The following is a 20389-nucleotide window of genomic DNA, read 5'->3' as shown; positions in this document are numbered from 1 at the left end:
AGAAATTCGTCACTCCACATTTTAGCGAGCTGGCGAATCTACTTTTCTTCATTATATCCTTTTCCCTTAGTCCTTGAGGATGTCTTTTTAAAGATTGTGTAAAGAATTCTGGATTTCCGGCCAAGAATCAATAAAGATACTACATTTTATAATTAACAACATAGGTCATAAAAATAATATCTTTTAACGAGGGCTATATTTCAAGCCCGCACTCTAATCGGCGCTAGGCCAGTGTCTAGTCAAACCATACTCATATTTAGTGGTGGGTGGTTGACATTCGTGATTTTTGTGGACTCAAAGACCGTCTAGGTAAGGGCGAACTGGTTTTCTTTGGCTTAAGACTTTCGGTATCTTTTAAGACGACACCAGCTATTCCTCCCGCAATCAACGTAAAAATTGGGTTAGTCATAGCATTCAAAACACAGTCAAACGCATACATAGTTAAAGCTATTCCCAGGACAGCCGCTGGCGCGACTTTCGGATTAGACCAGGTTCGGGCTGGATATTTGAAACAAAAGGCGATCACAGGTAATAGCAAAGAAGAAAATAAACTCGTTAAACCCACTACGCCGTTGACACCAAAAGCAATAATCCACAAGCTGTCAGTGACCGATACATCATCACCGTACTCATTGTATACGCGGTTGCCACCCGAATCTCCCCAGCCAAAAAGAAATCTTAGTCGCGCTTTATTACCCAATATCTCTTCATTTTGAAATCTAAACCCCAGAGATGCTGCTCGTTCTTCCCCAAATATTTGAGAGATAAAACTAATCACTTCTTCACTAGAAAATTGACCCGATGCAGCTAAATAAAGGTAGAAGATGATATATCCAATTATCAACAACAATGGCAAAGACGTTTTGAAAATTTTGGCGCTGAACAAGACAACTAGCGACATTGCAAATAAACTGTAAGCCCCAGTAGAACGGCACAATAAAAAAGCGATAATTATTACAATTACCAAAGTCTTCATATTGCGCCCCTGAAACTTCTTGAGGACCCCAGTTTGCCACAACCAAAATCCCACTAAAGCAGCAGCCATCATCCACAGCCCCACCATCAAACCATGCTGCATGAATACTACCGGTCTCCACCCCCCCATGCGTCTGGCCTGACCCCAATCTTCAAAAGCATTGACACCGTAAACCATCTGGTGCAGAATCGGTCCCCTAACCCCTTCAATCATTGTAAAAGGAATGTAGGATAACCCACCTGCAAAAATGCCGATCGCTAACTGTCGCAACCCATCTAAACTATTGAGATACAAACGCCCTAAAAGAAAAGGCATCCCCCAAGCAACAATTTGGTTTAAAGTTGGAGACAACGGGCTTCCACCATTAGTAACTTGCGAAGCAATCGGGCATAAACAGCAAATTAGGATTGGTACATCTATCCAGCCTGGCTTAAAAGAGCTGAATCGCGTAGTATCGTAAACCAAAGTACCCAGCAAGACACCGTAGCAAGCTGCTGACATCTTGTTGTAGGGAGGTAATCCCGGCAGGCTTAAAGAAACTTGCGGTAAAAACTGCCACGCTACAATTAGACTTACGATTACTGCTCGCTGAGTAGGGAACCTGACAAACAGATACAAAACGACTGGAATCCAGCCGTACATCACAATTGGAATCAATGCTGCCATAGACGTGGTGTGCCAAGTTTATTGCCAATCAGTTTTAGTTATCACAAATCTAACCTGTCACAGCGGGAGTTAGGACTCTTTAGTTTTCTCCTCACTTTAATTGTACGATCGATACCCATCAAGTCACACACCCTAGACACCCTCTCAGATAGCCACTGTTACCATTGAACTTGAATTCTGGGCTGTAATTTTGCTGTTGCCCCATCCTTTTGTGTGGATTTGGAAATAGCAGCTTTCAATGCACCCTCGAAGCGCTCCGTAGCATCATCCCAAGTATAAACGATCGCCTTGGCGTAGGCAGCCTCAGACATCGCTTGCCAGTCGGCATTAGGCAAGCCACAGATAAACTCAATGGCTTTTGCCATAGCTTCGGGGTCTTCTGGTTTTACCAATATGCCAGTACCCCCACTCAAAAATTCAGGAGCCGCCCCAACAGGAGTACCAATCACAGGAGTACGACACGCCATCGCTTCAATAATTGGTAGACCAAAACCTTCACAACGACTGGGGAACAGCCACGCATCGCATTTACTGTAATAATCTTTGAGTTTGTCTTGGTCAGGCTGAATCACAAACTGACTGTTGGGCGGCAGTGGCAATTCTGGAGATGGCTCCTCCATACCAAAAGCAATTAATCGCAAATTCGGAATTTTTTCAGCAGCTAATGAAAAAGCTTTGAGAGCAATGTCACTTCCCTTCCAATAAGCTTGGGAGTAATACATCCCAACTGTCGGAATCGATTGCTTTTCACGCTTGCTAGCGTAAAATTGCTTGGTATCTACGGTAGGGGGAACTAAAGAAACCTGGTGGTCTCCATATCTCTTGTGAGCTATGTCTACTAACCACTGGGCAATCGTAATTTTGTGCAACGGCAGATTCCAAGTGGCTTCCACTCTCGCTTTAGGTAGGTAATCAAAAACTTCGTAGTGCTGAAGGAAATAAGCTTTTGCTCCTTTGCTGGGAGATAGTTTGGCTACCCACTCCGCCGTTTCCCACCAAGTGGCAACAATCACATCAGCATCCGGTAAATCTTTATTTTTTATGGGTCTATATTTGTCGATAATTTTTGGTTCAACGCTCAAATTGTCGAAGAATGAGGCTTGCTGCTGAGGTCTGGGTATCCAACCCCGTCCTCGTAACAGTGACTTTGTTTGTTGAATCCAACTCGGTTTGGAAGGTGGTACAGAGATGACAAAGACTTCATGACCTCTCTTCTTCAAACGCTCTGCAAAAATAGAGACTACTCGAATTCCACCGCTAAGAGAAAGTGTGGGAAGAACAAAAGTTATTTTCATCTTTCAAAAATCCTCTTGACAAGTCTGAATGTTGACAAACTTGGGAACACTATTCTTCCCGTTAAGTACAAAATTGCCGTGGCAATTAAATTACTATTTTTCGAGATATCAATAAAATAAAGCTAATAAAATATGAGTAATATTTCATGATATTACTCATTAATTAGCTTTAATTGCACTAATACTAACCACTATTCATCTGCTTTAAAAGTTCCTTATAGCAGATATCAATTATCAATAAATGTGATTCTTAAGATAGATGTCTGAAAATAAAAATTTCTTTAATTGAGCCCGTCCACCTAATTCCAGGTATAGCAAAAGGCATAGGCCAGAGGGCAGATTTGATATACACAGTAGTAAATTTTGGACTTGGAATCACAAGTCCTAGATTTACCGAGTTCAATGTATCTGTGGCTTATTTCACACGCAAATTTCAATTTTCTCAGTCTCCTGGTGCCTGTATCCCTTAGCTCTAGAGCTAACTTTGAGGAGGTTTGTATCCCCTCTCCAGAGCAAATTTTACAAGCTGAGCTCGATTTTCCAGGTGTAACTTGCTGAAAATGCTACCCAAATGAGCTTGGACGGTTCTGGGACTAATAAACAGTCGATAGCTAATTTGTTTATTGGTATGGCCTTGAATAACCTCCCAAAAAACTCTTTCCTCCGCAGGCGTTAAAGGTAAAGGTGCAGGTGGTGGCGCTGCTGACAGCACCTTTGGTTCCACCGCCACAGGATTAGAATTTTGTAGGAGTCGAACAATCTCGGCATGAATGCGGTGAGAGCGTTCTAACTGGGCTTTGACTTTAGCTAATATTTCTTCCGACTGAAAAGGTTTGACTAAATAATCATCCGCCCCCATGGAATGACCTTCAACTTTGGAATCCATTTCGCCTTGACCCGATAAAAATATAAATGGCATCAATTGTCCCAAGCGGGTATTTCGTAGGCGGCGACAAAACTCAAAGCCGTCCATCTCCGGCATCATGACATCAGAAATCACTAAATCTGGAGGGTCGTTTTCAAAGATAGAGAGTGCCTCAATACCAGAATTAGCACATTCCACCCGGTATCCTTGGCTCTCCAAGTACATTGCCAAGACTGTTTGACAGTCTGTCTCGTCGTCAACAATCAATATTCTTTCCATGCCAGCCTTGCACCAAGTCGCGTTGACAGTTATTGAAACTGTAACTCCTAAAATAGGAACTTTAATGAGTTTAGCGAAAAATAGGGTCTAAATCCCCATCCTTCTTGGGCGGCTTTTTATCTAGTTGTTTTTGTAGCCTGACCAGCTAGTTTTAAAGGGCTTGGGAATCTATAATCTAGTTTATCTTCACGCTGTAAAAACCGTGAAAAAATAAAACATATCCTCAGTTGAAAATTGTCGAGGAGGATTGAATGATGATAGATATTTTGTTTGAGGAAACTCAAACTATTCCTAAGCTTGACATGGAGAGGTTTTTTGATTTTTCGCGTTCAGCAAGAGGCATAAAAGGGATGGCACGAGTAGATACTATTCCCAGTGGTGCCTCACACAACTGTTTGTCTGCTACCAACAAACGCTCAAATATGGTTGCAGGTTCGGGACGGCTGAACAGATACCCCTGCATGATATCGCATTGGTTCTGTCTCAAAAAATTCAACTCTGCTTCCGTTTCTACCCCTTCGGCAATTACCGTCATGTTTAAACTGTGACCCAGTAAAATCACCGCAGTGGTGATGGCGGCATTTTGAGAATCGTCATTAGCATTGCGGACAAAAATGCGATCGATCTTTAAACTGTCAAAAGCAAATTGCTTGAGATACCCTAAAGTAGCATAACCAGTACCGAAGTCGTCAACAGCAATCCGAATGCCTAGAGCTTTGAGTTCATTGAGAGTAGCACCTGCGACAGCAGCATTTTCTACCAAAGCGCTTTCTGTCATTTCTAGCTCTAAATTAGAGGGTTCCAAGCCCGTAGTTTCCAAAATTTGGACAATTCGCGCCTTAAGTTGGGGGTCCGACAACTGTCTGGCTGATAAATTCACTGATACCCGGAACGGCGAAAATCCGGCTGATAGCCAACTTGCAGCTTGAGCGCAAGCTGAAAGCAGTACCCACTCCCCAATGGGAATAATTAAGCCGGTCTCTTCTGCTAGAGGAATAAATTCTGCCGGAGAAATTATTCCTCGATCGGGATTTTGCCAACGCACCAATGCTTCTGCACCGATAATTTGTCCGGTAGCAATATCGACCTGGGGCTGATAGTATACCTGAAACTCACCCTGTGCCAAAGCGCGGCGCAGCAAAGCTTCCAAGGCCAACTTTTCAGGAGACAGAGCCGAAATTATTGTCGAGTCATTAACTAAATCGGTGAGTCGGGCCTCTGCTTGTTGCAGTGCGACAGTCAGGGGGTGAGTAATAGTTTGTCGTTTCGAGACACGAGAGGAAATAGCTCCCAGCAATTCATTCTTGGTAAACGGCTTTGTCAAATAATCGTCACCGCCCAAGTCCATCCCCCGGCGAAAATCCGCTTTAGCAGCTTGAGCTGTCAGAAAAATAAATGGAATTGTTGCAGCCAGGGAGTTTTGGCGCAGAGTCCGCAAAACCTCATAACCGTCTAGTTCCGGCATCTGCACGTCACACAAAATTAAATCAGGAATCTCCGAGAGTGCCATCTGCACCCCTACTCGACCGTTTTGAGCCACAATGACTCGATAGTTCTGAGATTCCAGGAGTTGCACAAGAGTTTCCCGGATTAATTCGTCGTCCTCAATTACCAAAATTTTGAGCATAATACTTAGATAACGGATGGCTGTATAGATACCGGAACCTGACTAACACTAGCATAGTAAAAATATCGACTTGCTGATTGGGCCAATCAGCCAATCTATAATTAGCCAAATGGCTAATCATATTTCTTCTGCTTGCAAGTCACAATCAAAATACCCAGAAGGTAGTTATCAATATATATCAAAACTAGGGAATTTTTGACAGGGAGGAAATGAGCTAATGGTCTAGCTGTAATGCTCTAGGATAAATCTGTCTCGTCCCTTGTCTTTAGCTTGGTAGAGACAACGGTCTGCTGCTGCAATCAAGTTTTCTTTGGAGGTTTCCATCTGAGGAAGGGTGCTGGCGACACCCAGGCTGAGGGTGACAAAAGAACTGACAGGGGATTGAGCGTGTTCAATTTTTAGTGCTTTGATCCCTAGTCTGATTTGTTCGGCAACGTAAGCAGCGGTGTCCGGTGCTGTGGCCGGAAGTATTACGGCAAATTCTTCGCCGCCGTAACGAGCCACTAGAGTTTCTCCGGGAACTTTACCAGCCAAGTCATTGATAGCTTCTACAATCCTTTGGGCTACCTGTTGCAAGCACAAGTCTCCAGCTTGGTGTCCGTAATTATCGTTGTATTTCTTAAAAAAGTCAATATCACACAAGATCAGAGATAATTCTGCCTCTTCTTGCTCTAATTTGTGCCATTGTTGATCTAAATATTCGTTAAAGCAGCGGCGGTTAGCTACTTGAGTTAAGCCGTCGGAGTTGGCGAGGCGATACAACTCGGAATTGGCTGTTTCTAATTTAGTATTCGCCATCTCTAAATCGGACTTGGCAACCGCTAAATTGTAATAAAGTTCGCTAATATACCAAGTAGCTTGTTGATGAATTTGAGACAGAGCTAACAGCACTTGATGTACGTCTAACAGTCGGTAAGTTTTATCGTTTAACTGTACCACAATAGGCTCGTAAAGTAATTCGGGCGACCGCTGGACTGCTCGCTGAGCTGCCATCACAATTAATGTTACTCCCGGTAAAATTAAAATCTCTGTTCTGGCTATTTGATATAAAGCTAGAATGGGTCGATGAGCAAATATATCTATGCCATAAGGACGGCTCATATGTTCCATAAATCGTCGGCGAGATATCATTCCCAAAAATTCGCCTTTTACAGTCAATACAACTCCGGGAAGTAGCGGTTGAGCTTGAAATAATCGAGCTACTTCTTTGCCTAAATAAGAAGATTCAACCTGAAAATTAAATACCGAAAGCTCGTTAAGAGTAGATTCTAAAGATAGAGTTTCGGGTAATTTTTCAGGCCAAATAGGTGAGGAGACAAATTTAGCAGACACAGCGTACACCCGCATGAACGTTATAGTAGCAATTAAGCTAATGCCAGCTACAAACTAATGCTACCATTAATATATTAGCATTAGTTGTGTTGTGGAATACATGAGTTTTTATAATTATAACTTTTGCTGGTTTTTTGCTTTTAGAAAAAATGTTTTTTGGCGAAGAATTGAGATGAATTTGCCCTAAAAAAATGCTAGGGGTGAGGGCAATAAGTAATTACTTAAACAGCAAATTGATGGGAAATAAGGGCGATCGCACCTATCATGATTTTGTGTTCCTGTACTTGAATGCGAGCGTGTAAAGTTTCTGCGGTATCGTCGGGAAGTACGGGTACTGCTGCTTGCATTAAAATTGGACCGCTGTCAACTTCTAAATGGGCAATATGCACTGTGCATCCAGTGATTTTTACCTTGGCTGCAAGTGCTTGTTCGACAGCGTTGATTCCTGGAAAACTTGGTAATAAACTGGGATGAATGTTAATAACTTTTTCGGGAAAAGCATCGAGCAAAACTTTGGTGACAATCCGCATCCAGCCAGCCATGATAACCCATTGTACGTCATATTTTTGGAAAACTTTAACAATTTCGGTGTCTAATTCAGCACGTTTTTTGTAGTCGCGGTGATTGAGTAAAATTGAGGGAATGCCGTACTTTTCGGCTCGAAGTGCTGCTTTGGCTGCTGGGTTATTGTAAATTAATACTTGGACTTGAGCATTAAGTTGTTGGTTTTGGATACCTTGGGCGATTACTTCAAAGTTGCTGCCGCTTCCTGATGCAAGAATTCCTAGTTTTAATGGTTGAGTGCTGGGAGCGATGAAACTGGTGTTAATTTCAGGAGAAATTAAGCTAGCATGGGAATTAAGAGATAGGGGATTAGTTGTCATTCTTCGATGAGGATTAAATTGGTTGACAGATGGAAGACGGAAGATTTAAGATGGTCTTTAGGCCCTTAGACTACCCTTCGGCGAAACTGAGTTCTTAACCGAACATGGCAGACGTAATTGAGGAATTCAGAAAATATAAGACTGACACCTGGGTGTTCGTAAATCTGGTTTTTACAGCATCATATTGGCTTCAACTCCTTCAGTTTAGTGACATACTTGGTTCCTAAAGTCCGGGTGGGTAATTATTGAAATACTAAGCAATTACTTGCCAGTGTGAGGGATTGGTTAGTTAGTCTAGGGGGGAGTGATGATTGTGGACATCTTCTACATAAGCTCGTCAAAAAAATCCTCCCGAAGAATGCCATAGATTTTCAGATTCCAATAGGTGTCCTTAACAAATAGATGTTGTTTCAATATCCCTTCTAATTGCATTCCGACTTTTTCCATCACGCGGGCTGATGCAATATTTTCTTGTGCACAACGAGCCTCTATTTTATTCAGGCTCATTTCCCGAAAACCGAACTCTATAATTGCACTAACAGCCTCACTCATGTATCCTTGATTCCAGTATTTGCGAGAAAGAGCGTATCCAATTTGAGCGCGACTGTGGTTCATGCTCCATTCGACATATCCGCAAGTTCCGATTAATTTTTGTTCGGACTTGTGAACGATTCCCCAGTCAATCAGTTCTCGCTTTTTATACATTTTAGTGAGACTTCTGAGAAAACTTTTAGTGTCTTCTATAGAGGTATGGGTTGACCACATTGTATATTGAGATACTAGGGGGTCTGAGCCATATTCAAACATATCGTTGGCATCGTTTAAAGTGATTTTTCTGAGCAGGAGTCTCTCGGTTTCTATAGTGGGTAAATTCGATAATATATCTAGAGGCTGCATTTTGAGATTCACCTGTATTGTGATACAGTTTAAAACTAAAAGATAATTTTTACAAGCAAATGGTTTCGATTAAATCTGGGCGTTTTAACTGGTTGGACAATGAGTCGATCGCAGCTTGGACTTTTTTAGCCCCAGCTTTGTTGTTTTTGGGTACTTTTTTGATTTACCCGATCGCCTATTTATGCTACCTTAGCTTTACCAGTGGCAGTTTTACCCAATCAGGTATGCGTTTTATTGGGTTAAAAAATTATTGGAGTCTACTCACTAACCCAGATTTTTGGCAAGTTATCCAAAACACCATCTATTTTACTACTGTTACAGTCATTCCCAGTTTAGTTATTCCCTTGGGTTTGGCAGTTTTGCTAAATCGCTCCTTTGCTTGGCGAGGGATACTCCGCACAGCCTATTTTATTCCTTCGATTACCTCTTTAGTGGCTGTCGGCTTAGGCTGGCGGTGGCTGTTTCAAGCTGAGGGGCCTGTGAATCACCTCTTAAGGGCGGTGGGTTTAAATCCGATACCTTGGCTTAGTAGCACGGTTTGGGCAATGCCGGTGCTGATTTTGCTGAGTATTTGGAAACAATTAGGCTTTAATATGGTAGTATTTTTGGCGGGTTTGCAGGCAATTCCGGTCAATCGTTACGAAGCTGCCGAATTGGATGGAGCGGATGCTTGGCAACAATTTTGGTACATTACTTTACCGGGGTTGCGCCCGACTTTGGTATTTGCGACTGTCACTACTGCTATTTTTACGCTGCGGAGTTTTGAGCCAGTTTATGTGATTACTGGTGGTGGTCCTTTAAATTCTACTAATCTGTTGGTTTATTATATTTACGACCAAGCTTTTGCACAATTTGATTTTGGCTACGCAGCGGCGGCGGCAACTTTGCTGATGGCTGTGGCTTTGGGATTGGTTTATTTGCAACTGAGGGTTTGGGGGGAGAAATAAATAAAACAAAACTGGAATGGCTACCTTACCCGTTTCAGAATGCAAGTGCTGCTCTCTACCTGCCAAAACATGGTTAAGTACAGGAGGAGAACAGCAGAGGGTGACTAAAATTCTGGTTGCAGAACTATTCAATGATATGGAAATAATAGGCTGCAACTAGAAAATTGATACCTAGTAGTACCAAAAACCAAGCCATGCGAAAGGTGTAAGGTGGCTTACCCGTTTTCATAACGGAGTCGGATTTTAGTTGATTCTTTGCTATCTCTGCCATAGGTCAAAGTCCTAATTAATATGTGACTGTATTTACCACCAATAGCTTGTAAAAGTATAGTCATGATGTGCATGACTAAGGAGGCGTGAATCTCTCCCTTTTCTTTTTTACTTCTAGCGGGGATTGACCCGCCTGAGCTGAACTATGCAGCTCCTTATCCCATCGCACAAGGCATTTGGGATTGCTTGGGTCTTAATATTGTAAGACCTACTGATTGAAACAATCGCCGACAATTAGGTTCGGTGATGCTTGACACTTAATCAAAATCTGCTACCGAGGTAGTCTGAGGTTTTTTTGTGCCTGTTTAGAGTCGTGGAAGTTTTTGATCCCGACTTTATAAAGTCTTACAGTACCAGAGAGGGTTCACGTTTGTACCATCCTCTAGAGTTACTTTTTGTAACTTTGAATCTATAGCGATTGAGATTAATTTCAATCGTCTCCGGCGTGGTAGGAACTGCGGACGAGAGGGCCCGATCGCACTTGTTGAAAACCCATCTCTGTGGCTATTTCCCCCAAACGGTCAAATTCAGCGGGTGTCCAGTATTTTTGCACAGGGAGGTGTTCGAGAGAGGGTCTCATGTATTGACCGAGGGTGAGTCGATCGCACTTGGCATCGCGCAAATCGGCCATCGCTGCTACTATTTCAGTTTCGGTTTCCCCGTGCCCCAACATCAAACCGGATTTGGTGGGAATGCTGGGGTCAAATGCTTTGACAATGCGCAGAACGTCGAGGGAGCGATCGTACTTGGCTCCCCTACGCACAGGCCCTTGTAACCGCCTTACTGTCTCAATATTGTGGTTGTAACAAGCTGGTTTAGCCTCCAAGACTGTCCGAATTCGCGATCGCTGCAATTGATCTAAGGTTCTGTTTTCGGGTTCGGGGTGGGTGGGTGCGGTGGCACCACCCCAAAAATCCGGTGTTAGTACCTCTATTTGAGTGTCGGGGTTGAGAAGGCGGATGTGGGCGATCGTCATCGCAAACCAACCAGCACCTCCATCGGGTAAATCATCCCTAGCTACCGAAGTTAGAACCGCATAGCGCAAACCCAGCAGATTGACTGCTGTGGCGACCTTTTGCGGTTCTTCGGGGTCTAGGGGCATGGGAGAATGACCTTTATCTACTTGACAAAATGCACAAGCACGGGTGCAAGTCGGACCCATTAACAAAAAGGTGGCGGTTTTTTGGGCATAGCATTCTGCGCGGTTGGGACATCTGCCTTCCTCGCAAATCGTGTGAATTTGCCGCTGCTTAATAATTTTTTGCACTTGGGAGAGTTCGCTGGCTTTGCCAAGTGGGCGGCGCAACCACTCTGGCATCGCCTGAATTTGCTCCCGCATTGGGGAGGCAATTGATTGGGCTGCGGAGGTTTTAGGGGTTTGGGATGGCATGAAATTAAGTGCGATCTGGTTAATGCTTTTCGATCGTATCTGAAATCCAAGTCTCTGAACTTGCAGGAATCGTGTCCCCAATCACCATTGACGTCTGTGGTGACAAAAATTCAAGTTAGAAAGGATTTAGGAGAGAATTCTGTTAGAGATATACTGAAGGTTGCGAATCAACACTTACATACGGTGGGGCACACCGAAATTAACGCTTGGGGACAGAACTACCTCTACTCGTTGGTGGTGACATCAACGGGCAAGTTGACTGGTGGAACCAAGAATCAAGAGTGCGTTCACGCGCCCGGAGTGTCAACTATCTGGAAAGCTTAGGGCTTACCAGATTATGCTATACACAGTAGATCGAAGGTTAATCCTAGATTTACCGGGTTAAATGTATCTGAAGGAGTCAGTCGTGGCTGGTCAAAAAATCTTAGTCATCGATGACAGTAAAGTCATCCGCGTCCGAGTCCGAGAAATGTTACCCCAAGGTAACTTTGAAGTTCTAGAAGCCAAAGACGGAGAAGAGGGACTAAAGCTGATCCGTCAAGCCCGTCCCAATCTAATTATGTTAGATTTCCTACTGCCCAAAGTCAGCGGTTGGGAAGTGTATCAAAAAGTTCAAGCCCATCCCGAACTTTCCAAGATACCCTTGGTGATCATGTCGGGCCGGGAAGAAGAGGTGATGGAGAAAATTCCTAAACCTTTTGAGAAGCATTTTTTTGCATTTATCGCCAAACCCTTTGAGAAGAAGCAACTCACTGAGGCGATTAAATCAGCGATGGTATTGGCTAAAAAGAAACCAGTACCAGAAGCCGCCGCCACCGCTGCTGCACCTACCTCTGGATCGGGCACCGCCGAACTTCAGGCGATGACTGAGAAAATGGCAAAAATGCAGGCTGAAATTGACGCACTCAAGAAACAAATGACTCAGGTGATTACGATCATCAAGCAGAAGTTGAAGTAACGCTGCCTTCGGAAGGTTGCAGACAACTTTCACACCTTAAAGGTTGCTCTGATTTCTCAAGGTGTTTCCTTCGATCTGCAATCTTGTGGTAAGTCGTTGAAGCGATCGCGATCGCTCTGCCATAGGTTTTCACTCTGGTGAGAACATGAATTACAAGTTAAAAATCCAAAGATGGAGGCAAATATTATTAGTCTTTAGGGGCTATTTTTTATTTGCCACTTGTCCCCCACCCAATTGTCAATTCCTCAGTCTCATTTTTTATTGTTCATGACTAATGACTATTCCGATTTTTGGCTTCAACTGCGCGACTCAACAGAGAAATTATTGCAAAGATTAGACTGCTTCGATCGAGCACAGGTATTGGCGATCGGAGATTTGACCTTGGACGAGTTTGTTACCGGACAAGTAGAGCGAATTTCCCGCGAAGCACCTGTGTTGATTTTGCGCTACGAAAATACTCGACAAGTACCGGGAGGAGGCGCAAATGCTGTCTATAATTTAGCGAAACTGGGAGGCAAAGTAAAAGTTGCTGGCTTGGTGGGAAAAGATGACCAAGGAAAGGCTTTGTGCGGTATTTTTGAGGCTGCGGGAATTGATACGGCGGGGATTTTCATTGATGCGCAGCGTCCAACAGTGACTAAAACTCGTATTTCGGGACACGCGCGGCAGTCGGTGACTCAACAAATTGTCAGAGTCGATCGCAAATCGGATGAGTTGCCCGATTTAGATTTGCAGTTACAATTAGCAGATTATATCCGGCAACAAATACCGACTGTAGATGCGGTGGTTTGTTCGGACTATGGTGATGGAGTTTTGACTAATTTGGCGATCGAATCAGCGGTAGTTCCTGATAAAACAATTGTCGATGCTCAAACAAATTTGCAGCGATATTCGGGAGCGATGCTATTTACTCCCAACTTGCCAGAAGCCGAACAAGCTGTCGGATATAGTATTAATAATTATTCAAGCTTAATGCAAGCGGGACGGGATTTGTTGAATTTAACTAAAGCTCAAAAAATCCTGATTACTCGCGGGGAAGAAGGGATGAGTTTGTTTGAAATAGTTCCGGGAAAAACTCTCCCAAACTCACCACCCCCAACATTTATTTGCCAACAGGGCGATTTGGATATTCAACGTTGGGATATTCCCCCGTTTAATAAGACGGATGTATTTGATGTCACAGGTGCTGGGGATACAGTCGTAGCGGCGATGACTTTAGCTTTGTGTGTCGGTGCGTCTGGTTGGGAAGCGGCGGTTTTGGGGAATTTGGCCGCTAGTATTGTGGTGCGCCAATTCGGTACGGCGACGACTACAATAGAGGAGATGAAAGAAGCTTTGGAAGCTATCGCTTATGAGTAGTCTACCACACAATAATTTCTCAAAATTAGTGTTATAAATAAAAGTGTTATCAAAAAAAGCGAGTGAATGGTTTATTTTCATAGTGTTAATTATAGGGAAAATCTGCAAACTAAACCCTTAACACTCGCTAGGCTAGGAAGCAGATTGAACACTTAATTTAACCAGACGATCGTTGTTCACAAAAAATCCTTGAGGCAAGTATTTGTCAGCCACAAGAAGGAGACTGGATGACCCATCATAACCAAAATCACTATCTGCCTTCAGGGGGTGGCTTAGCTGACAACCACCAAAAGGCAACCACCGAAGCAGATGTCGCCATCTCCTATGCACTGGCCGATCGCCTAGCCAGACAACCAGATTTCGCGGCCGAAAACCAAGCCCTTCATACTCTGGCTCAAAAACTGACCGATGACCCCCTCTCGATTCTGAAAACTGTGGTTGAGATGGCACTGGATTTAGGTCGAGCAGACACTGCTGGGGTCAACTTGCTGGAGACTTTAGCTGATGGTACTTCTGTCTTTCGCTGGGTGGCGATCGCTGGTGCATTAAAATCTTGGGAACAAACCACAATCCCAGCCAACTTTAGTCCTTGTACTGCGACGATTCAGGGCGAGGGAGCGCAACTATATGCGCGTCCAGAACTCTATTTTACCTACCTACATCATCCACAGTTTCCGATCGCTGAAAGCTTGCTATTTCCGATTAGCGCGGGCGATCGAAAGTTAGGCACTATATGGCTGATTTCTCACCATCAGCAGCGTCAGTTCGATCGCGAAGACGAACGGTTAATCACCAGTCTGGCAAGCTTCAGCGCGGCTGCTTTGCAAAATATTCATCTGCGTCAGATGGCTGAATTGGCCTTGCAGCAGGAGCAAGTGGCGCGGCGAGAAACAGAAGCCATTCGTAAAACTTTCGCCGAGGCGCTTCCAGGGAATGTCGATCTGCTTGCAAGTATTAGCGATCGCCAGCAAGCAGAACTGGTGCTGGTAGATGAGAAAAGACTGCTGGAACTAACTGCTACCGGGAAACCCCTGGAGGAATGTTTATCAGCTTTGTGTACCTCCGTGTCGAAGTTGCATCCCCAAGTCCGCGCCTGCATCCTACTGGCGGATGCGACGCGACAAAGGTTTCACAACTCGATCGCCCCAGATTTTCCCACGGACTTTGGTCTAGGACTCCAAGATGCGCCGATTAATGAACTGGCGATCGGGACCTGTGGAGAGGCGGTATATCGCGTTGGGCCTATCATGTGTGCCGATATCGCCAAGGACGATAGTTGGTCCCAGCAATGGCGAGACTTATGTGTGGCTCACGGTGTGCTGGCTTGCCACTCCTCGCCTATTGTGGGCGTAGATCGTCTGCCACTGGGGTCTTTAATGCTTTGCTTTGGTGAGCCGCGGATGCCGACGGATTGGGAATACCAACTGGCTAACTTTGGGACTCAAATCGCTAGTATTGTCCTGGAGCGCGATCGAGCTAGCGACAGTCTGCGCGAATCTGAAGCAAAATACCGCACGCTGACGGAACTCTCCACCCATCATGTCTGGATGTTGGATGCGACGGGAGAACTGGTGTTCCTGAATCAAACCTTTGTGGATTATTTCGGCAAGTCGCTGAATGAGTTGAAGCGGGAAAACTGGGCGGAAAATGTGCATCACCCTGACGATTACCCTCGCGTCATTCAAGAAATTGCTAGCGCCATGGCCTGTGGCATCAACATTCGTTCCGAACATCGGCTGCGGCGATATGACAATCAGTTTCGCTGGTTTTTGAATGAAGCTACTCCGTGGCGCGATGCCCATGGCAAAATCACACATTGGGTTGGTGCTTCGGTGGATATTCACGACAGCAAACAAGCAGCAGCAGCTTTGCGACAAATGTCCGGCGAATTGGAACGAGAATTACGCAAATTCGATGCGATCGCATCTTCAGTCCCTGATTTTATTTACACGTTTGATTTGTCGGGAAGGTTCACCTATGTCAATCCGCCACTCCTGCATCTGTGGCAAAAAACAGCGGCTGAAGCTATGGGGAAAAACTTTTTTGAACTGGATTACCCAACCGACTTAGCAACCAAGCTGCAAAATCAAATTCAGCAAGTCATCGAGACCGGCAAACAGCTCAAGGATGAGACTCCCTACACGAGCGGATTTGGGACGCGGGCCTATGAGTACATTTTCGTGCCACTCTTCGACGAAAACGGCGCGGTAGAAGCGGTGGCAGGGGTGACGCGAGACATCACGGATCGCAAACAGGCAGAAGCGGCACTGCGAGTCAGTGAAGAGAAATTTCGCAACATGGCAGACAATGCTCCCTGTATGATCTGGGTAACAGACGAAACGGGCTACTGCACCTATTTGAGCCAAAGTTGGTATGAATTTACAGGACAGACTGAAGCAACGGGTTTGGGATTTGGCTGGTTGAACGCGACACATCCAGACGATCGTCAGTTTACTCAACAGGTTTTCCTGGCTGCCAACGAGCGTCATGATGTGTTCCGAATCGAGTATCGCTTGCGTGGCTCTGACGATCGCTATATTTGGGCGATCGATGCGGCTAGTCCCTGGTTTGGACCAGAAGGTGAATTCAAAGGCTACATTGGCTCGGTGATTGATATTGACGATCGCAAACAAGCTGAGTCTGCCTTACGGCAATCGGAGGAACGCTATCGAACTCTGTTTGAATCGATTGATGAAGGCTTTTCGGTGATTGAAGTGCTATTTGACCAGAACAATCAGCCGATCGATTACCGCTTTTTGGAAGTCAATCCAGCATTTGAGAACCAAACAGGACTGCAACAGGCGACGGGTAAAACTGCACGTCAGCTAGTTCCCAATCTAGAAGATCATTGGGTGGAAACCTATGGCAAAATTGCGCTCACAGGCGAATCCCTACGCTTTGAAAATGGCTCTGAAGCGATGAATCGTTGGTTCGATGTTTATGCCTTCCCCATCGGGGAGCCCCTGGAGCGAAAAGTCGCGATTCTGTTCACCGATATTAGCGCTCGCAAGCAAGTTGAAGAAGAACTACGGCAAAAGAATGCGATTTTAGAGGTAATTAATGAGTCAGCGCCCACCCCTATCTTCGTTAAAGACCGGGAAGGACAGATTATTTATGCTAATCCCGCTACCCTGGAGGTGCTGGGTAAATCTGCTTCGGAGGTGGTTGGTTATCGCGATCGCGATTTCTATCCCTCACCTGAGCTGGGGGAAAGGGTTATGGAAAACGATCGACGCATTATGGCATCTGGACAGACAGAAGTGGTTGAAGAGTCTCCTGATGGGATTCGGACTTTTCTGGGGATGAAAGCGCCTTACCGAAATGATGCCGGAGTTGTGATTGGGTTAATTGGCATCTCCTATGACATTAGCGAACGCAAGCGCATTGAATCTGAACGGGAACAAGTTCTGCAACGGGAACAGACTGCACGGGAAGCCGCCGAAAATGCTAACCGAATTAAAGATGAGTTTTTGGCTGTGTTGTCTCATGAGTTGCGATCGCCTCTCAACCCGATCCTTGGCTGGGCCAGACTTTTACGCCGTGGTAAGTTGGATGGAGCTAAAAGGGCACAAGCATTAGAGACGATCGAACGCAATGCCCAACTTCAATCCCAGTTAATTGAAGATTTGCTGGATATTTCTCGTATTATGCGTGGCAAATTGACCATGGTGCCGATGCCGGTGAATTTGTCTTTTGTGGTTGCCGCGGCGATCGAAACTGTACGACTAGCAGCAGAAGCTAAGTCGATTCAGATTGAGGTCAATATGGAACCTAATATTAAAAAAGTTTATGGAGATGGGGGGCGATTGCAGCAGGTGGTATGGAATCTGTTGTCAAATGCGGTTAAATTTACCCCAACAGGAGGAGTGGTGAGAGTCGATCTCACTGAGACTAAGGGCTATGCCCAACTGCAAGTGATAGATACGGGTAAAGGTATCAACTCGGAGTTTCTCCCCTATGTGTTTGAGCATTTCCGCCAGGAAGATGGAGCCACGACACGCCAGTTTGGTGGTTTGGGATTGGGATTGGCAATTGCGCGTCAAATTGCGGAACTTCATGGTGGCAGAATTTGGGTGGAGAGTAGGGGAGAGAATCAGGGAGCAACCTTCACTCTGGAATTGCCCCTCTTGGACACTGTAAATTTGGTGGAGGAAGTTGCTGACACGACTTTCGCTCTCTCTAAGGATCTTGTCCTAGAAAATCTGGATGTGTTGGTGGTGGAGGATAACCCGGATTCCCGCGATTTTTTGGCTTTTGTGTTGAAGCAAGCGGGAGCAGAAGTGACTGCTGTTGGCTCAGCTATCCAAGCTTTGCAACTGCTTTCCACGGTGTCTTTTGATATTCTGTTGAGTGACATTGGAATGCCAGAGATGGACGGCTACGCGCTCATTGCTGAAGTTCGCCAATCCCTGAGCGATCGAACTCGGCAGATGCCGGCAATCGCTCTGACTGCTTACGCGGGAGAGCAAGACCAACAAAAAGCGATCGCTTCTGGGTTTCAAAATCACATGGCTAAGCCGATCGATCCCCAAGAGATTGTGGCAGTGGTTGCTCGTATGTGCCGGCGAAAATGAACAAGGTATTCAGAAATTTAGTTGGTTTATGAATACTCTCAAAGTTTGAATTTGAATTTTAAGTTTAAACAGAGAGGGTGAGATTTGAACTTCAGGGGGCGACAAGCGCCCCTGAACCTTTACAGGCAAATGTTTTCGAGCGATCGACCAGCCTCAAAAATTTCGGCTTATTGACAAAATAATCTCACGAGTGAAAAAGTACCTAGTTGTGATAAAAAAGAAGGGTCCTGCTAATACCACAAGACCCAAACCAATAATATGTTGCCCTCATTCTATCACTCGATACTTGAAAAATATCTGACACCAACACAATTACTTACCCTTCAAATGCTAGTCTGGTTGTTACAGACTCAAAAAGAAGTCAGATCCAGTTCAACCAGGAATTCATCTCTTCTATCCGAAAGTGGGTTTCACTCAAAAGAAAGGTTTTTCTAGATTTAACTTAGTCGCTTACTGGAAACGGAAATATCGAGGCAAACAAGAAGATGAACCTTGGTATTTGTTAACTAATCTACCAGATTTGAAAAGTGCGATCGGGGTTTACAGCAAACGTTATGGTATCGAAGCAATGTTTAAAGACTGTAAAACTGGAGGATATAACCTAGAAGGGTGTCAAGCATCACCGGATAAATTGATTGCTTTAATGATTTTAATCGCCTTAGCCATGACTTCGGCGTGGTTAAAAGGGAAAAGAACTCAGCTTCAAGGACAAGAAAAATATGTATGTCGTCCTCAAGAAAAAGGTAGAAGTAGAAGAAGACATAGCAAGTTTTGGATTGGTTTATATGGCGAAAATTGGTTAATTGCCAATGACTGCTGTTGGGATTGGGTAGAGTCCATGATGAATTTGGTTCGCAATAAGCAGCCATTTTACCAGAGGGGGCTAAGAGCTAGAAAGCTCATTGAGCAACCGCTTTAGCCTCGTTGTCGCCCCCTGAACTTGGCTGATATGGAAGCAGTTTTGGGCATAATTGAAGGGTTAAATGGCTCAAACTGAATACAGGTAAGCGTTGTATTCAATTTGTATTCAATTGTCTCCAATTTGTATTCAAAATAGTCAAAATCGTAGTCAATTTCTAGTCAACTTGACCCCCCACAAAGCCCAAAAATCAGCAATAAAAAGCCCCAAACCGTTGATTTCTCGTTGATTTGGGGCTTTTTGTAGTCAGAGCGGGCAGCGGGAATCGAACCCGCATAGTTAGCTTGGAAGGCTAAAGTTTTACCACTAAACTATGCCCGCATACAGTATTTAATATTACCGTAAAGTTCGGGAAATAGCAAGAGATTTTGGAAAGTTTTTTTATAACCTCCCGAAAAGTGGCTTAATCGTCACTCTCACCCACAGTTCCGAGTAAACTGGTTTGCCGCCCGATCGCGCAGGCTGAAATTCCCAGTCTCGGAACAGTTGTCTGGCGATCGCCTCGAAATTAATGCTTTTGCCGGACGATGACCCTTGATTGCTACTACCTTTAACATTACCGATCGCAGCAAGTCTCCCTCGATCGTCAATTTGCAAAAACACGTCCAAGCTTACAACCGACGAACCAATCTGCAAAACATCGATCTGTTTCTGATTTTGCCTCGGTCTGGCTAGTTGGTCGGGGATGTCCCTATTGCCACCGCGGATACTGTTTAAATCTAAAGTAGCGATCGCACCCGAACTTTCTGGTGGCTGAGGAACCCTGACTGGCGATCGCCGAGGATTTGGCAATGGAGGTCTGGGATAGGGTAATGGTTGCCGAATCGGGGCTGGAGAAGCGATCGGTCTGGGATAGGGTAATGGTTGTCGAATCGGGGCCGGAGAGGCGATCGGTCTGGGATAGGGTAATGGTTGCCGAATCGGGGCTGGAGAGGCGATCGGTCTGGGATAGGGTAATGGTTGCCGAATCGGGGCCGGAGAAGCGATCGGTCTGGGATAGGGTAATGGTTGCCGAATCGGGGCCGGAGAAATAGGTGGTTTCTCAATCGGTTGTGAATTAGATTCGGGAGAAATAGGTGGTTTCTCAATCGGTTGTGAATTAGATTCGGGAGAAATAGGTGGTTTCTCAATCGGTTGTGAATTAGATTCGG

The 20389-nt window shown here is 44.9% G+C and carries 16 protein-coding genes and 1 tRNA gene; 6 read left to right on the top strand and 11 right to left on the bottom strand.

Annotated features, from left to right (window positions below):
* Positions 1 to 256: 256 nt before the first annotated feature.
* The 7 genes from AAFP14_RS19550 to AAFP14_RS19520 all read right to left on the bottom strand — a co-directional run bounded on the left by AAFP14_RS19550 (position 257) and on the right by AAFP14_RS19520 (position 8821).
* Positions 257 to 1642, bottom strand: a complete 1386-nt coding sequence (locus AAFP14_RS19550; protein ID WP_341733878.1) for an O-antigen ligase domain-containing protein — start codon at positions 1640 to 1642, stop codon at positions 257 to 259.
* Between the two features lie 158 nt (positions 1643 to 1800).
* Positions 1801 to 2937 carry a glycosyltransferase family 4 protein gene (locus AAFP14_RS19545; protein ID WP_341733877.1) on the bottom strand — a complete coding sequence of 379 codons (1137 nt, stop codon included), beginning with the start codon at positions 2935 to 2937 and terminating at the stop codon, positions 1801 to 1803.
* Positions 2938 to 3415: 478 nt separating this feature from the next.
* Positions 3416 to 4081, bottom strand: a complete 666-nt coding sequence (locus AAFP14_RS19540) for a response regulator (RefSeq protein WP_341733876.1) — start codon at positions 4079 to 4081, stop codon at positions 3416 to 3418.
* Positions 4082 to 4361: 280 nt separating this feature from the next.
* A complete protein-coding gene (locus tag AAFP14_RS19535) occupies positions 4362 to 5708 on the bottom strand; it encodes an EAL domain-containing response regulator (RefSeq protein ID WP_341733875.1) in 1347 nt (448 codons plus the stop codon).
* Between the two features lie 222 nt (positions 5709 to 5930).
* Positions 5931 to 7040, bottom strand: a complete 1110-nt coding sequence (locus AAFP14_RS19530; protein WP_341733874.1) for a GGDEF domain-containing protein — start codon at positions 7038 to 7040, stop codon at positions 5931 to 5933.
* 221 nt (positions 7041 to 7261) lie between these two features.
* Entirely contained in the window at positions 7262 to 7924 is a 663-nt protein-coding gene (gene purN / locus AAFP14_RS19525) for a phosphoribosylglycinamide formyltransferase (RefSeq protein WP_341733873.1), read from the bottom strand.
* 324 nt (positions 7925 to 8248) lie between these two features.
* Positions 8249 to 8821 carry a GNAT family N-acetyltransferase gene (locus AAFP14_RS19520; RefSeq protein WP_341733872.1) on the bottom strand — a complete coding sequence of 191 codons (573 nt, stop codon included), beginning with the start codon at positions 8819 to 8821 and terminating at the stop codon, positions 8249 to 8251.
* 59 nt (positions 8822 to 8880) lie between these two features.
* Between AAFP14_RS19520 and AAFP14_RS19515 the strand changes: the two genes are divergently transcribed.
* Positions 8881 to 9768 (top strand): carbohydrate ABC transporter permease, encoded by an 888-nt coding sequence (locus AAFP14_RS19515; protein WP_341733871.1) that lies wholly within the window; start codon positions 8881 to 8883, stop codon positions 9766 to 9768.
* A 124-nt stretch (positions 9769 to 9892) separates the two neighbouring features.
* Here the strand turns inward: AAFP14_RS19515 and psaX are convergent, their stop codons facing one another.
* The gene (psaX, locus tag AAFP14_RS19510; RefSeq protein WP_340541223.1) at positions 9893 to 9997 is read right to left on the bottom strand and encodes a photosystem I protein PsaX; all 105 of its coding nucleotides are present in this window, start codon (positions 9995 to 9997) and stop codon (positions 9893 to 9895) included.
* 471 nt (positions 9998 to 10468) lie between these two features.
* Positions 10469 to 11428: a lipoyl synthase gene (gene lipA / locus AAFP14_RS19505; RefSeq protein WP_341733870.1), complete on the bottom strand. Its 960-nt coding sequence runs from the start codon at positions 11426 to 11428 to the stop codon at positions 10469 to 10471.
* Between lipA and AAFP14_RS19500 the strand changes: the two genes are divergently transcribed.
* The 5 genes from AAFP14_RS19500 (at position 11417) to AAFP14_RS19480 (ending at position 19238) form a co-directional block, all read left to right on the top strand.
* The gene (locus AAFP14_RS19500; RefSeq protein ID WP_341733869.1) at positions 11417 to 11752 is read left to right on the top strand and encodes a hypothetical protein; all 336 of its coding nucleotides are present in this window, start codon (positions 11417 to 11419) and stop codon (positions 11750 to 11752) included. The two genes, lipA and AAFP14_RS19500, sit on opposite strands and share 12 nt — an antisense overlap.
* 82 nt (positions 11753 to 11834) lie before the next feature.
* Entirely contained in the window at positions 11835 to 12386 is a 552-nt protein-coding gene (locus tag AAFP14_RS19495; protein WP_341733868.1) for a response regulator, read from the top strand.
* Positions 12387 to 12653: 267 nt separating this feature from the next.
* Complete coding sequence (locus AAFP14_RS19490) at positions 12654 to 13745, top strand: bifunctional heptose 7-phosphate kinase/heptose 1-phosphate adenyltransferase (RefSeq protein WP_341733867.1); 1092 nt, start codon at positions 12654 to 12656, stop codon at positions 13743 to 13745.
* A 227-nt stretch (positions 13746 to 13972) separates the two neighbouring features.
* Positions 13973 to 18319, top strand: coding sequence for a PAS domain S-box protein (locus AAFP14_RS19485; RefSeq protein ID WP_341733866.1), 4347 nt, complete (start codon positions 13973 to 13975; stop codon positions 18317 to 18319).
* A gap of 403 nt (positions 18320 to 18722) precedes the next feature.
* Positions 18723 to 19238, top strand: coding sequence for a hypothetical protein (locus tag AAFP14_RS19480; RefSeq protein ID WP_341733865.1), 516 nt, complete (start codon positions 18723 to 18725; stop codon positions 19236 to 19238).
* A 250-nt stretch (positions 19239 to 19488) separates the two neighbouring features.
* Here AAFP14_RS19480 and AAFP14_RS19475 read toward each other — a convergent pair.
* Positions 19489 to 19559: transfer RNA gene (locus AAFP14_RS19475), tRNA-Gly, on the bottom strand.
* A gap of 60 nt (positions 19560 to 19619) precedes the next feature.
* Positions 19620 to 20389: hypothetical protein (locus tag AAFP14_RS19470; RefSeq protein WP_341733864.1), on the bottom strand; the 770-nt coding region annotated here is incomplete at its 5' end.

Source organism: Microcoleus sp. EPA2, from assembly GCA_020882975.1.
Classification (GTDB): Bacteria; Cyanobacteriota; Cyanobacteriia; order Cyanobacteriales; family Microcoleaceae; genus Microcoleus.
The sequence above is the reverse complement of the archived record's forward strand: the minus strand, read 5'-3'. Positions and strand labels throughout refer to the sequence as shown.